7 protein-coding genes are annotated in these 14,419 nt (G+C 75.9%); 6 read left to right on the forward strand and 1 reads right to left on the reverse strand.

Going from position 1 to position 14,419, the window contains the following annotated elements:
- Window positions 1-59 precede the first annotated feature (59 nt).
- The 3 genes from IH61_RS0128520 (at window position 60) to mfd (ending at window position 8,771) form a co-directional block, all read left to right on the forward strand.
- Window positions 60-2,624: an SUKH-4 family immunity protein gene (locus IH61_RS0128520; protein ID WP_031074983.1), complete on the forward strand. Its 2,565-nt coding sequence runs from the start codon at window positions 60-62 to the stop codon at window positions 2,622-2,624.
- A gap of 265 nt (window positions 2,625-2,889) precedes the next feature.
- Window positions 2,890-4,341, forward strand: coding sequence for a hypothetical protein (locus IH61_RS0128525; RefSeq protein ID WP_031074984.1), 1,452 nt, complete (start codon window positions 2,890-2,892; stop codon window positions 4,339-4,341).
- A gap of 800 nt (window positions 4,342-5,141) precedes the next feature.
- Entirely contained in the window at window positions 5,142-8,771 is a 3,630-nt protein-coding gene (gene mfd / locus IH61_RS0128530; RefSeq protein WP_031074986.1) for a transcription-repair coupling factor, read from the forward strand.
- A gap of 130 nt (window positions 8,772-8,901) precedes the next feature.
- On the opposite strand, the gene IH61_RS0128535 is transcribed toward mfd, so the two are convergent.
- Window positions 8,902-9,501 carry a DUF4352 domain-containing protein gene (locus IH61_RS0128535; protein ID WP_051838196.1) on the reverse strand — a complete coding sequence of 200 codons (600 nt, stop codon included), beginning with the start codon at window positions 9,499-9,501 and terminating at the stop codon, window positions 8,902-8,904.
- 203 nt (window positions 9,502-9,704) lie between these two features.
- Here IH61_RS0128535 and IH61_RS0128540 point away from each other — a divergent pair, with 203 nt between their 5' ends.
- The 3 genes from IH61_RS0128540 (at window position 9,705) to IH61_RS0128550 (ending at window position 14,410) form a co-directional block, all read left to right on the forward strand.
- Window positions 9,705-11,891: an N-6 DNA methylase gene (locus IH61_RS0128540; protein ID WP_031074990.1), complete on the forward strand. Its 2,187-nt coding sequence runs from the start codon at window positions 9,705-9,707 to the stop codon at window positions 11,889-11,891.
- 171 nt (window positions 11,892-12,062) lie between these two features.
- Window positions 12,063-12,701, forward strand: coding sequence for a hypothetical protein (locus tag IH61_RS0128545; RefSeq protein WP_158845369.1), 639 nt, complete (start codon window positions 12,063-12,065; stop codon window positions 12,699-12,701).
- 59 nt (window positions 12,702-12,760) lie between these two features.
- A complete protein-coding gene (locus tag IH61_RS0128550; RefSeq protein ID WP_051838202.1) occupies window positions 12,761-14,410 on the forward strand; it encodes a protein kinase domain-containing protein in 1,650 nt (549 codons plus the stop codon).
- Window positions 14,411-14,419: the final 9 nt, after the last annotated feature.

Raw genomic sequence — 14,419 nt, forward strand, 5'->3', positions numbered from 1 at the left:
GGGTTCTGACGGGATCGACGGGGACTGACGAGGATGCGGACGACAGGGGTGAACCGGGCGTGGTGACGTACGCGCAGGCGCAGGAGCTCGCCGAGGAGTGGATCAACGGCGGGGTGCCGCTCGCGCGGCAGCGCGAGGTACGGGTGCGGGAGTTCGACCTGGGCTTCGTCTGCTGGGCGGTGCAGCCCGCGGACGCCGGGCCGGACGCCGACACGGGCGAGGCGCGGCTGGTGATCGCCCGGGACTCGGGCGCCAGCACGCTGTGGCCGGCGCTGCCGGTCAACGAGGTCGTCCGGCAGTACGAGGAGGCGTACGGGCGGCCGGTCGCGGCCAACCCGGCGGGGGCGGCGAAGCCCGCGCCCGGGCCGGTGGAGGCGACCTCCTTCCTGCTCAGCCCGCCGCAGTGGCTGCAGGAGGCGGGGGCCGCGGCGATCGCGGCGGAGGCGGAGAAGCTGGGAGGCCCGGCGGCCGCCGCGCCTGCCGAACCCGTCGTGCCCGCGGCGCCCGTCGCGCCCGCCGTGCTGACCACGCCGCCGGTCTCGGACCGGCCCGCCGGGGACGCGCCGACCATGCTCGCCCCGCCGCCCGGGGCCGAGGAACCGTTCTGGGCGCCGCCCGTACCGCCGAAGGCCGAGGAGTGGGCACCACCCGCACCGCCCCGGGCGGAGGACTGGGCGCCGCCCGCGCCGCCCGGGGCCGAGGAGTGGGCGCCGCCCGCGCCCCCCGCGCCCGTCCCGCCCGTGCTGATGCCCGAGGGCCTGCGGACCAGCGGCTCCGACCTGCCCGACACGCCCCCGCCGCCCGGCGCCGAGGCCGCGACCGTGCTGATGCCGCCGCCGCCCGCCCCTGCGCCCCAGGCCCAGGCCCAGGCCCCGGCCCCCGCGCCCGCTCCGGCCGCCGCCCCGGCCGCCGAGCTGGCGCCGACGCTGCTCGCGTCGCCGGAGGCCATGGCGGGCCTGATGGGCCTGCCCGGAGCCCCCGGCGCGCCCGGCACCCCTGGAACCCCCGGCACCCCGCCCGCGGGAACGCCCGCGGGCCCGGTGGAGCACGCGCCCACCATGCTGGCCGCCCCCGGCTCCGTGCCCGGCCTGATGGGTCTGCCCGGGGCCCCCGGCACCCCGCCGTCGGGCATCCCGGCCGGCCCGCCGCCGCCTCCGCTGCCCACCGCGCCCTCCCCGCAGGGCGGTCTCGGCCGTGCCGCCGCCTCGGCTCCGCCGCCGCCCCCGCCGGCCGCGCTGCGCGGCAACTCCTCCGGCCCGGCCGCCTCGGGCGGCTCGCTCGGCCGTGCCGCCGCCTCCGCCCCGCCGCCGCCCCCGCCCGCCGGGCTGCGGCACACCCCGGGCTCGGGCACGCCCGCCGCCGCTCCGCAGGCACCCGCCCCGGCTCCCGCACCCGCCCCGGCGCCGGGCGCGGGCACGGCGTACGAGGCGACCCAGCTGGCCGGCGCCCTCGACCCGGCGCTGCTCGGCGGCGTCCCGGCCGACCCGGGCACCCCGCCCTCGGGCGGCCCCGCCGTCCCGCCGCCGCCCGGCGGCCCGGCGGCCCCCGCCGCGCCCGTCGCCGGGTACGGCTACCCGGCCACGGGTGGCGCCCAGGGCGTCGTCCCGCCCGCGCCGGTCGCCGGCCAGCCGCCGGCCCCGGTGCCGCCGGGCGTGCCCGTGGTCGGGCCCGGCTACTTCGCCGCGCTCAGCTACCGGGGCCCGGACGGCTCGGAGCAGAAGCTGCTGCACCGCAGCGAGCCCGGCACCCCGCACCCGGAGTGGAAGATCCTCCAGGACCTGCGGCGGCTGAACGTGCCGCCGGAGCAGGTGCTGGAGCTGTACACCGAGCTGGAGTCCTGCGATCTGCCCGGCGGCTACTGCAACCGCATGATCGCCGCCTCCTGGCCGAACGTGCGGCTCACCCACACCGCCCCGTACGGCCAGGACCACGCCTCACGCCAGGCCGGGATGGCCGAGCTGCTGGACCACCTGGACGAGCTGCACCAGCAGGCCGCCGGCGCCCAGCGGGTCCGCCCGTCCCGGGTGCCGCCGCCCGCGCCCGGCACCGTCCAGGCCCTGCCGCCGCTGCCCCCGCAGCAGCTCGCGCAGGAGGTCGGCGCGGCCTTCGGGCAGAACCTGTTCCGCTACGAGCAGCGCGCCGTCGCGCGCCAGGGCGTGCCGGAACCGGTCGCGCAGAGCCTGATGTGGGCCGGGCTGCCGCGCGACTTCGGCCCGTTCTTCTGGGCCCAGGCGCAGGAGGGCCGCCCGATCCCGACGCTGGCCGAGCTGGCCGCCGAGCGGGGCCTGCCCGCCGCCCCGGACTTCGGCGGCTACCTGGTGCTCGGCAACGACTACGGACGGCAGCTGTGCGTGCAGTACGGCACCGCGAACGTCGTCGCCGTGGACGTCGACGGAACCGGCCGGCCGCCCCGCTTCGTCAACAGCGGTGTGCCGGAGTTCGTCCGCGCGCTGGCCCTGCTGGGCCGGATGTGGCGGCTGCGGTACGGGCTGACGCCCGACCAGGCCGGTCGCTGGACGACCGACTTCCAGGCGCAGCTCGCCGCGATCGACCCGGCGGCCCTGCAGAACGCGGACACGTGGTGGGCCGTGCTGTTGGAGCAGTTCTGGGACGGCCTGCTGTAGCGGGCCGCCGCAGATCCTCGCAGGTGGGGAGGGGTCGTTCCGGTGTCCGGAGCGGCCCCTCCGGCGTACCGCAGCGGCGGTGCCTCGTTGGGGTTTCGTCCGGATCTGCGCAAAATAGGTCAAGAGGATGGGTCTATTCGTCCATCCTTGACGCATTCCGGTCCGCGAGACGACCGGATCCGGCTCCGGCGACGGAACCGGTTCCGGATCCGTCCGCTCCGCACGATCATGGGCTCCGCAGCCCGCGAAACGAGGGGAAGAGCCCATGAGCGACGCCGTCCCCCAGTACGGCTTCACACAGGCCCGGCGCGGTTACGCGCCCGATCAGGTCGAGCGCGCCCTGACGGCGCTGACCGCGCAGCGCGACGAGGCGTGGGAACGGCTGAGTGTCCTCGGCGCCGGGATCCGGCAGATGGAGGGCCGGCTGGCCGACATCCGCCGGGCCGCCGAGGACGCGCCCGAGCCCGACTACGAGGTGCTCAGCGAGCAGGCCGCGGGCCTCGCCGCGATGGCGCACAACGAGGCCCGGGCCGTACGGGAGAAGGCCGAGCGCTTCTCCGAGGACCTGCGCGACGAGACGTACGACGCCGGGCAGGCCCTCGACAAGGCCGCCAAGGAGTACGCCGCGGCCACCCGCAAGGAGGCCGACGCGGCCGCCCGACGCACCGAGGAGCGCACCCGCGCCGAGGCCGAGGGCCTGCGCTCCGCCGCCGACCGGGACGCCCGCACCGCCCGGGACACCGCCACCGCCTACGCCGCCGGGGTGCGGGTGGCCGCCGCCGAGGCCAGCGAGAGCGCCGAGGCCGAGCTGGCCGCGCGGCGCCGCAAGGCCGACGAGACCTTCGCCGCGGCCCAGGCCAAGGCCGACGCCGAGGACGCCCAGGTGTCCTCCACCGCCGAGCGCCGGGTCAAGGAGGCCGAACAGCAGCGGGAGACCGTGCTCTCGCAGATCAAGCAGCAGGAGGCCGACGCCCAGGCCAAGGCCGACCAGCTGATCGAGCAGGCCCGCCGGGAGGCCGAGGAGATCAACGCGCGGATCGAGCGGGAGCAGCGCGAGTTCGACGCCCGGCTGGAGACGGTGCAGAAGCACCTCGACCACATCAAGGCCACCCTGGCCTCGCTGACGGGCTCGGCGGTCGGGCAGATCGAGCCCGAGCTGCTCGCCGAGGTGCTGCCGGCCGCCGCTGCCGCCTCGGCCGCTGCCGCCTCCGCCGGTCCCGCATCCGTCGGTCCCGCCGACGCGGCGCCCGCGGACGCCGTGACGGTGGCTTCGGCGGTGGACTCGGAGGCGGACACCGGTGAGATCCCCCGGCCGAGCCTGCGCAAGGTGCCGGTGGGGGAGGCGACGGCGGTGCTCCGGGCGCCGGTGCTCGGCGGTGCGGCGGACAAGAAGCCGGCGGAGAAGAGGCCGGCGGAGAAGAGGCCGGAGGTCGGGAAGCCGGTCGCCGACAAGCCGGTCGCGGACGAGCCCGCCGACACGGCCCCGGCGGACCGGAAGCCCGCCGCCGAGGGCGAGCCCGCGGTGGTGACCGGCCCCGTCGCGCCGTCCGCGCTGCCGCCCAGGCCCGCGACGCCGCCCGCCGCTCCGCCTGCGCCGCCCGTCCCGTCGGCGGTGTCGGCCGAGGAGGACGAGACCAAGATCGTCCCGAAGATCATCATCGTCGACGACGGCAGCGGCTACGCGACCCCGAATACGGTCTCCTACCGCAAGCGTTAGCTCTTCCCCTCACCGGTGATCGGCTTGGTGAGTTTCTCGTCCTGGGCCCTGACCGCCTCTCACGGCGGTCAGGGCCTTCGGCGAGGAGAAACGCGGAGGGGACACGGAGAGATCGGGCGGCGCCTTTGCCGGTTCCCCGGAGCGACTCGCGGAGGGGGCGGCCGGAAACAACTGTCCGCCTACGGTGCGTCGTGCGAATCTAGGGAGTTTCGAAGGGTGGTCCCGATCCGCCGGGCCGGTGCGGCGGCCCCCGGAGTGAGGACCCCGTGAAAGCGAAGAGGCCGAGACCCGTGGCGCCCTCCAGGAAAGGGCGCCACGGTTCCCGGCGCTTGGGCGGGCGCCCCCACCCAGGGTCGCCCGGCCTCGCACCCCCGACCCCCATCGGTGGTGCGACAGGTGCCCTCCACAGCCATCCCCCACGGTTGGGTGCGGCGGGCACATTCACCATGGTGCAGGAACTCCATGGACAGGCAGTGACAGGAGTATGTCCAGTTCGTGGCACCTGGGGCCTGTCAACCTTTAGGTCGCCCCCGGGCTGGTTCGTCCACCGGCCGCTCGGTGTTCCGTCCAGTCGTTCGTCCCCGGTCGTGTCCCTGACAGCGGGGGTGTGTACGGGAGCGGAGCATCTCGCGGCGCGCTCGACCCCCGGCGCCGCCACGGCCGTACGCCGCGTGGGTGTCCGTGGCGCGGCGTAGGCTTGAACCCCCCGGCCGCTCGGCGTGCCGGGCCGTTCGCGTTGCCCCGGCGGGCCTTCGCCGCCCGGAGGCAGCACCAGCCACGGGACGAAGAAGAGACCCCAGATGAGTCTGACCGGACTGCTCGACGTCGTCGCCCGGGACGCGGCGCTCGCCGAGGCGATCGAAGCGGCCACCGCCACCGGGGCCGCGGGCGGCGGCCGCCGCCACCTGGACCTGGTCGGACCGCCCGCCGCCCGGCCCTTCGCCATCGCCGCGCTGGCCCGCGCCCTCGCCGGACAGGCCGCCGGCGAGCGCGGCCGGCCGGTGCTCGCCGTCACCGCCACCGGCCGGGAGGCCGAGGACCTCGCCGCCTCGCTGCGCTCGCTGCTGCCGCCGGACGCCGTGGCCGAGTTCCCCGCCTGGGAGACCCTGCCGCACGAGCGGCTCTCGCCCCGCTCCGACACCGTGGGCCGCCGCCTCGCCGTGCTGCGCCGGATCGCGCACCCGAGGGCCGACGACCCGGCGGCCGGGCCGGTGCAGGTGGTCGTGGCCCCCGTCCGCTCGGTGCTCCAGCCGCAGGTCAAGGGGCTGGCCGAGCTGGAGCCCGTGGCCGTCCGGCGGAGCGAGTCGCACGACCTGGAGGAGGTGGCCCGCAGGCTCGCGGCCGCCGCCTACGCCCGGGTCGAACTGGTCGAGAAGCGCGGTGAGTTCGCCGTGCGCGGCGGCATCCTGGACGTCTTCCCGCCGACCGAGGAGCACCCCCTGCGGGTGGAGTTCTGGGGCGACGAGGTCGAGGAGATCCGCTACTTCAAGGTCGCCGACCAGCGCTCGCTGGAGATCGCCGAGCACGGCCTGTGGGCCCCGCCCTGCCGCGAGCTGCTGCTGACCGACGAGGTACGCGCCCGCGCGGCCGAACTCGCCGCCGAGCACCCGGGGCTGGCCGAGATCCTGGACAAGATCGCCGAGGGCATCGCGGTCGAGGGCATGGAGTCGCTGGCGCCCGTCCTGGTCGACGACATGGAACTGCTGGTCGACGTGCTGCCGCTCGGCTCCGTCGCCGTGGTCTGCGACCCCGAGCGGGTCCGCACCCGGGCCGCCGACCTGGTGGCGACCAGCCAGGAGTTCCTGCACGCCTCCTGGGTCGCCGCCGCGGCCGGCGGGGACCGGCCGATCGACCTGGAGGCGATCGACGTCTCCGCCGCCTCGCTGCGCTCCATCGCCGACGTGCGCGAGCACGCCGCCGAGATCGGGCTGCCCTGGTGGTCCGTCAGCCCGTTCGCGACCAGCGAGTCCACGGTCGACGGGATCCTCGAGTTCGACGCCAACACGCTGACGCTGGGCATGCACGCCGTCGAGGCGTACCGCGGCGACACCGCCCGCGCCATCGCCGACGCCAAGGAGCGGCTGTCCGCCGACTGGCGGGTCGTCATGGTCACCGAGGGCCACGGCCCCGCCTCCCGCCTCGCCGAGGTGCTCGGCAACGAGGGCATCCCGGCCCGCCTGGTCGCCGACCTCGCCGAGGCCCCCACCCGGGACGTCGTGTACGTCTCCTGCGGCTCCATCGAGCACGGCTTCGTCGACGAGAACCTCAAGCTCACCGTCATCACCGAGACCGACCTGTCCGGCCAGAAGTCCTCCACCAAGGACATGCGGCGGATGCCCTCCCGGCGCCGCAACGCCATCGACCCGCTGGCGCTCGTCGCCGGGGACTACGTGGTGCACGAGGCCCACGGCGTCGGCCGGTACGTCGAGATGGTGCAGCGCACCGTCCAGGGCGCCACCCGCGAGTACCTGGTGCTGGAGTACGCCCCCGCCAAGCGCGGCCACCCCGGCGACCGGCTCTTCGTGCCCACCGACCAGCTCGACCAGGTCACCAAGTACGTCGGCGGCGAGGCCCCCACCCTGCACCGCCTCGGCGGGGCGGATTGGGCGAAGACCAAGCAGCGCGCCAAGAAGGCCGTCAAGGAGATCGCCGCCGACCTGATCAAGCTCTACTCGGCCCGCATGGCCGCCCCCGGCCACACCTTCGGGCCGGACACCCCGTGGCAGCGCGAACTCGAGGACGCCTTCCCGTACGCGGAGACCCCGGACCAGCTGACCACCATCGCCGAGGTCAAGTCCGACATGGAGAAGTCCGTCCCGATGGACCGGCTGATCTGCGGCGACGTCGGCTACGGCAAGACCGAGATCGCCGTGCGCGCCGCCTTCAAGGCCGTGCAGGACGGCAAGCAGGTGGCGGTGCTGGTGCCCACCACGCTGCTGGTGCAGCAGCACTTCTCCACCTTCGCCGAGCGCTACGCCAACTTCCCGGTCACCGTGAAGGCGCTCTCCCGCTTCCAGAGCGACAGCGAGGCCAAGGCCGTCCTGGAGGGCCTGTTCGAGGGCTCGGTGGACGTCGTCATCGGCACGCACCGGCTGTTCTCCTCCGAGACCAGGTTCAAGGACCTCGGCCTGGTCATCGTCGACGAGGAGCAGCGCTTCGGCGTCGAGCACAAGGAGCAGCTGAAGAAGCTGCGTGCCAACGTGGACGTCCTCACCATGTCCGCGACGCCGATCCCGCGCACCCTGGAGATGGCCGTCACCGGCATCCGCGAGATGTCCACCATCACCACCCCGCCGGAGGAGCGGCACCCGGTGCTGACCTTCGTCGGGCCGTACGACGAGAAGCAGATCTCGGCCGCGATCCGGCGCGAACTCCTGCGCGAGGGCCAGGTGTTCTACATCCACAACCGGGTCGAGTCGATCGACAAGGCGGCCGCCCGGCTCAAGGACCTGGTGCCCGAGGCCCGGATCGCCACCGCGCACGGGCAGATGGGGGAGACCCAGCTGGAGAAGGTCGTCGTCGACTTCTGGGAGAAGGAGTTCGACGTCCTGGTGTCGACCACCATCGTCGAGTCCGGCATCGACATCTCCAACGCCAACACCCTCATCGTCGAGCGCGGCGACACCTTCGGCCTCTCCCAGCTCCACCAGCTGCGCGGCCGCGTCGGCCGTGGCCGCGAGCGCGGCTACGCCTACATGCTCTACCCGCCGGAGAAGCCCCTCACCGAGACCGCCCACGAGCGGCTGGCCACCATCGCCCAGCACACCGAGATGGGCGCCGGCATGTACGTCGCCATGAAGGACCTGGAGATCCGCGGCGCCGGCAACCTCCTCGGCGGCGAGCAGTCCGGGCACATCGCGGGCGTCGGCTTCGACCTCTACATGCGGATGGTCGGCGAGGCCGTCGCCGAGTTCCGCGAGTCGCTGGCCGGCGGCGGCGAGCCGGAGGAGGAGCCGCTGGAGGTGAAGATCGAGCTGCCCGTGGACGCCCACGTGCCGCACGACTACGCCCCCGGCGAGCGGCTGCGCCTCCAGGCGTACCGCTCGATCGCGGCCGTCAACTCCGAGGAGGACATCCAGCAGGTCCGCGACGAGCTCGTCGACCGCTACGGCAAGCTGCCCGAGCCGGTCGAGAACCTCCTCCTGGTCGCCGCGCTGCGCCTGTACGCCCGCCGCTGCGGCATCGCGGACATCACCCTCCAGGGCAACTTCGTCCGCTTCGGCCCGGTGGACCTGCGCGAGTCCCAGGAACTCCGCCTCAACCGCCTCTACCCGCGCAGCCAGGTCAAGGCCGCCTCCCAGCAACTGCTGGTCCCCCGCCCCAGCACCGGCCGCATCGGGGGCAAGCCCCTCGTCGGGCGCGAACTGCTGGGCTGGAGCAGCGAGTTCCTGTCGGCCATGTTCGACGACCTGGCGGGGTCGAAGAAGTAGCCTCCGCGCCGCTCGCCGGTGCTCACGGCGGTCCCGGGCTCTGCCCGGGGCCGCCGTTTCCGTGTGTACGGGCTCGGCGGCGAGGCCGGTGGCGGAGGGTGTCGGCGGGCGGCGGCTGTGAACAGGGCCGTCAGCCGATCTTCCACTGGCCGGTCTGCGGGGCGAAGCCGCTGTCGAGGCCGAACTGGGCCTTGTCGAGCTTGGCGTCCTTGGGCACCTCGAAGGTGACGAAGCCGAGGGCGCTCTCGCCGGGGGCGATGTTGGCGGGGACCTGGAAGCTCGGGCCGGCCTTGGTGTCCGCGACCGTCGAGCCGTACGCCTGGCCCTGGGCGTCCAGCACCTTGGCGCCGTTGCCCGGGGCGTCGCTGTACGCCTTCTTGCCGGTCGCCTTGATCCGGAACTGGACCGCGACGAAGCGCTTTCCGTCCGCCGGGTGGATGAACTCGTTGTCGGGCTCGGCGCTGTCGACGACCTTCACCAGCGTCACGTCGGCGGTGTCGGCCGGGTCGTTGCCCTTGAGCGGGATGGTGTCGCCGAGCTTCGCCACCTTGGGGGCGTCGGTCGGCTTGCTCTCGGCCGGCTTGCCGCCGGCGGGCGCGCTCGCGGCGGCGCTCTGCTTGGGCTCGGTGGAGACGGAGGAGCCGCCGGTGGAGTTGCAGGCCGTCGCGGAGAGCGTGACCAGGGCGGCGCCCAGCAGCAGGGCGGCGGTGCGGCGGGTGGTCGCGGACATGAGGTTCTCCCGGTGATCGGTGAGGCGTGCCGGGTGGTCTCCGCCTTCCCGGCGCCGCCCCCGTTCGGTGGCGACGGAGAGATCACACCACTCGGCTGTGAACGATGTCAATGGCAATTCACAAAAGCTCTCTGTTTACAGCGTGAACAGGATCGAGAAGGTGCGTCGCTATGCTGTGTGGCCACACGCCCTAAGGAGCCCCCGTGCCGGACCGCCCCGAAGTGACCGCCACCGAGATCGCCCGGCTGGCCGGGGTCGGCCGGGCCGCGGTCAGCAACTGGCGCCGCCGCCACCCCGACTTCCCGCCCCCCGCGGGCGGCACCGACACCAGTCCGACCTTCGCCCTCGACGAGGTCGAGACCTGGCTGCGCGCCCAGGGCAAGATCGCCGAACTCCCCCTGCTGGAACGGGTCTGGCAACTGGTCGACACCCTCCGCGACCCGGCCGGCCACCCCGCCGCCCCCCTGGTCGAGGCCGGCGCCCTGCTGCTCCTGCTGCACCGCACCCCCGCGCGCTGGGCCGAGCTCGCCGACCAGCCCGACACCCGGCTCGCCACCGCGCTGCCCCGAGCCGTCGCCGACACCGCTGTTCACGCCCTCGGCCCGGACGCTCCCCGCACCCTCCAGTTGTCCCACCTGCTCGGCAGCACCCAGCTCGACCTCGCCCGCGGGCTCGCCGCCCTCGCCGCCCGGTCCGGCGGCCCCGCGGACGCGTACGAGCAGCTGCTCACCCGCCACGCCGAGGCCAACACCCGCCAGCTCAGCCCCACCCCGCCGGAAGCGGCCCGGCTGCTCGCGGCCGTCGCCGGCGTCCCCGCCACGGTGCTCGACCCGGCGGCCGGACTCGGCGCCGTCCTGCTCGCCCACCCCCCGACCACCGGCCGCTACGGCCAGGACGCCGACCCGGTCGCCGCGGCCCTCACCCGGCTGCGGCTCGCCCTGCACACCCCCGCCGACGAACCCGGCCCGCTCCCGCTCGACCTGCGCACCGGCGACGCCCTGCGCGCGGACGCCTACCCCGGCGACACCTTCGAGGCGGTGCTCTGCCAGCCCCCGTACAACGAACGGGACTGGGGGCACGACGAGTTGCAGTTCGACGCCCGCTGGCCCGGCGGGCTCGTCCCGCCGCGCGGCGAGTCCGAACTCGCCTGGGTCCTGCACTGCCTCGCCCACACCCGCCCCGGCGGCCTCGCCGCCCTCCTCCTCCCGCCGACCGTCGCCACCCGCCGGGCCGGCCGCCGCATCCGCGCCGAACTGCTCCGCTCCGGCGCCCTGCGGGCCGTCGTCGCCCTGCCCGCCGGCGCCGCCCCGCCGTACGGCGTCCCGCTGCACCTGTGGGTGCTCCGCGCGCCCCGGCCGGGCGACGACTTCCGCCAGGTCCTGCTGGTCGACGCGGCGGCGGGTGCGGCCGGCTCCCCGAGCGCCCCCTCGACGGCCGCGGAGGGCGGCCGGGACAAGGTCGACTGGCCCGGGCTGCACCGCACCGTCCTGGACGCCTGGAGCGCCTTCGACCTCGCCGCCCGCGAGGGCCTGCCCGTCCCGGCCGACCGGCCCGGCGTCCACCGCGCCATGGCCGCCATCGACCTGCTGGACGACGAGACCGACCTCTCCCCGGCGCGGCACGTCCCGTCCGCCGCCCCGATCGGCGGCGCGGCCGAACTCTCGCACCTCGGCGGCCGGTTGGCCGAACTGCTGGCCGGGCTGGCCGACCCCGCCACGCTGCTCCCGCAGGACGGCCCCGGACTCGCGGCCGCGGGCGTGGTGACGGTGGGCGAACTGGTCCGCAGCGGTGCGCTGGAGGTGTACTCCTCCGGTACCGGCGCCGCCGTCCGCCCGGCCGGCACCGGCGGCGCCGCCCTCGGCGGCACCCTCGTGATCACCGACCAGGACCTCGCCGCCGACACCCCGCCCAGTGCCTTCCTGGCCGAAGCCCCCGAGGGCACCGAAAGCACCGGCGCCACCGGCCCCGCCGGCCCCGCCGGTGACGTCCGCACCCGCCCCGGCGACGTCCTCGTCCCCGCCCTCGGGAGCGGCCCCGCGCGCGTCGTCCCCGCCGAAGGCCCGCTGGTCGGCGCCGCCCTGGGCCGCCAGCTCCACCTGCTGCGGCCCGACCCGGCCGTCCTCGACCCGGAGTTCCTGGCCGGCCAGTTCCGCTCCACCGCCGGCACCCGGCGCGCCGCCAGCCACGCCACCACCACCGCCCGCCTGGACATCCGCCGGGTCGAACTGCCCCGCCTCCCCCTCCCCGCCCAGCAGCACCTCGGCACGGCCTTCGCCCGCCTGGCCGCCTTCGACTCCGCCCTCACCCGGGCCGCCGCCCTCGGCCGCGTCCTCACCCAGGCCGCGACGGACGCCCTGGCCACCGGTGCCCTCACACCGCCGGAGCGCTGAACCCGCATCGGCGTCCGTAACCGTCAGGCTGACGTCGGCTCAGCACGGGTGCGCCACCGGCGAGGTGCCGACCGGACGGAAGCCCTCCGTGGCGACCCGGCCGGACGGTACCGTGGGCCGGGCCGGGCCGTCCCCCGGTCGGCATCGGTTCCCATCAGCTCAGGAGCGCACATGTCAGGGCAGTACCCCGGGCCGTTCGGACCACCGCCCGGCGGCACGCCGTACGTTCCGGGACCGCCCCCGGCGCCGGCCGCGATACCGGGCCGCCTCGGCACGACCGCGCGGGTGCTGTTCGCCCTCGCCCCCGTCGTGACCTTCGGCCTGCTCGGCGCCGTCCCGTCGCTGGTCCTGGCGGTCCGGCGCCGACGGGCGTACGACATCGCCGGCGCCGTCGTGTTCTGCGGGCTGCTGCTGACGCTGATCGTCTCCGCCGGGATCGCGGGCCGCCTGAAGGACCCGACGGCCGACCTCACCGGCCAGATCACCCTGTTCGTGCTCTGGTTCGCGCCGACGCCCCACTTCCTGCTGATGGACCGCCGCGAGGTCTGGGAGGCGGGCCGCCCCGCACCGCAGCCGTCCCCGTCGTACGCGGCGCCGCAGGCCCAGCCCCACACCTCGCCGTACGCGCCGACCGCGCCCGGGTACGGCGCCCCGGCGGCCCCCTACGCCCCGCCCCCGCCGCAGGCAGCCGCAGCCCCCGCAGCCCTCGCAGCACCCGCCACCCCCGTCGCCCCGGTCACCGGGGCCGCCGACGACCTGAAGGAGCTCGGCGAACTGCTGCGCCGCCAGTCCCGCGAGGGCCGGCCGTGACGGCTCCCCGGCTGATCGCCTGCCGCTACCGCCTCACCGAGAAGATCGGCCACGGCGGGATGGGCCAGGTCTGGGCCGGCCGGGACGAACGCCTGCACCGCGCGGTCGCCGTCAAACTGCTGCGCCCCGAGCACCTGCTGCCCGGCACCGGCGCGGGCGCCGATCCCCGCAGCAGCGTCGGCGACAGCGGCATCGGCACCGGCACGTCCACCGAACGCCGCCGCCACGGCGACGAGTTGCGCCGCCGCTTCCTGCGCGAGTGCCGGGTCACGGCCGCGCTCGACCACCCGGGGCTGGTCACCGTCTTCGACGCCGGGGAGGACGGGAGCGAGCTGTACCTGGTCATGCAGCGCGTCCCCGGCGTCAGCCTCGCCGACCTCATCGCCGAGGACGCGCCGTTCCCGATCGAGCGGGCGGTGGCCGTCGCCGCCCAGCTGTGCGCGGCCCTGGCCGCCGTCCACGCCGTCCCGGTCGTCCACCGCGACCTCAAGCCCAGCAACGTGATGGTCCGGGAGGACGGCCGCACCGTCCTGCTCGATCTCGGCATCGCCACCGCCCTCGACACCGAGACCACCCGTCTGACCCTCACCGGGGTGCCGATCGGCAGTCCCGCGTACATGGCCCCCGAACAGGCCCTCGCCTCCACCACCGATCCGCGCAGCGACCTGTACGCGCTGGGCTGCATGCTGCACGAGATGCTCTCGGGCGAGGAGCCGTTCAGGGCGCCCACCGCCCTCGGCATCCTGCGCCGGCACGTCGACGAACCGCCCGTCCCGCTGCGCGACCTGCGCCCGGACGTGCCGCCGGCGCTCGAACGGCTCGTCCTCGACCTGCTCGCCAAGCAGCCCGCCGACCGCCCGGCCGACGCCCAGGCCGTGTACGGGCGGCTGCTCCCGCTGCTGCCCCCGGCCGCCGCCGCCCCGCAGCCCCGCTACACGCCGCTGCCCGACCCCGTACGGCCGTTCCGCTACCCGCACCAGCCGCGTCCCGCCGCCGTGGCGGGTGCGGCGGCGGCCCCGCCGGAACCGCGCCCGTTCCTGGTGCCGCCCGCCCCCGCCGTCCCGCCGGCGCCACCCGCCGCCCCGGTCGCACCCGCCGCCCCGGTCGTTCCAGCCGTTCCAGCCGTTCCGGCCGTCGGCTTCGACCTGGCGGCCGAGTGCGCGCGCCTCTCCGACCTGGTCGACGCCGGGCGCCACGAGGAGGTCCTCGACCTCGCGGCCCGCCTGCTGCCCCGCGCCGAGGCCGAGCAGGGCGGGCACGTGCCGCTCGTGCGCACCATCCGCACCATCTACGCCCGCACCCTCCTCCACCAGGGGCACCCCGGGCGGGCACTCCCCGAGTACCAGCGCCTCGCCGTCACCGCGGAGGGCGGACCCCACGGACCCCAGGGCCTCGACCACCGCTACCGCGCCGCCGTCTGCCTCGACCGCCTCGGCCGCGGCCCCGAAGCCCTCGCCGAGTACCGGGCCCTTCTCACCGCCCACGCGGAGGACCCCGATCCCGAGCGGGCCTTCGACCTCCGCGAGCGCATCGGCCTCCACCTCGCGGCCGCCGGCGATCCCCAGCAGGCGTGGCAGTGGCTGCTCCAGCTCCTGCTCGAACGCGAACGCCGCGACGGCCCCCACCACCCGGCCGTCCGTCGCCTGCGCCAGTCCCTCGACACCCTCCACCCCCAGCAGCCGACGCCCTGGCCCCCCGTCTCCCGCTGAACCCCCTGC

Source organism: Streptomyces sp. NRRL WC-3742 (assembly GCF_000720635.1).
Classification (GTDB): Bacteria; Actinomycetota; Actinomycetes; order Streptomycetales; family Streptomycetaceae; genus Kitasatospora.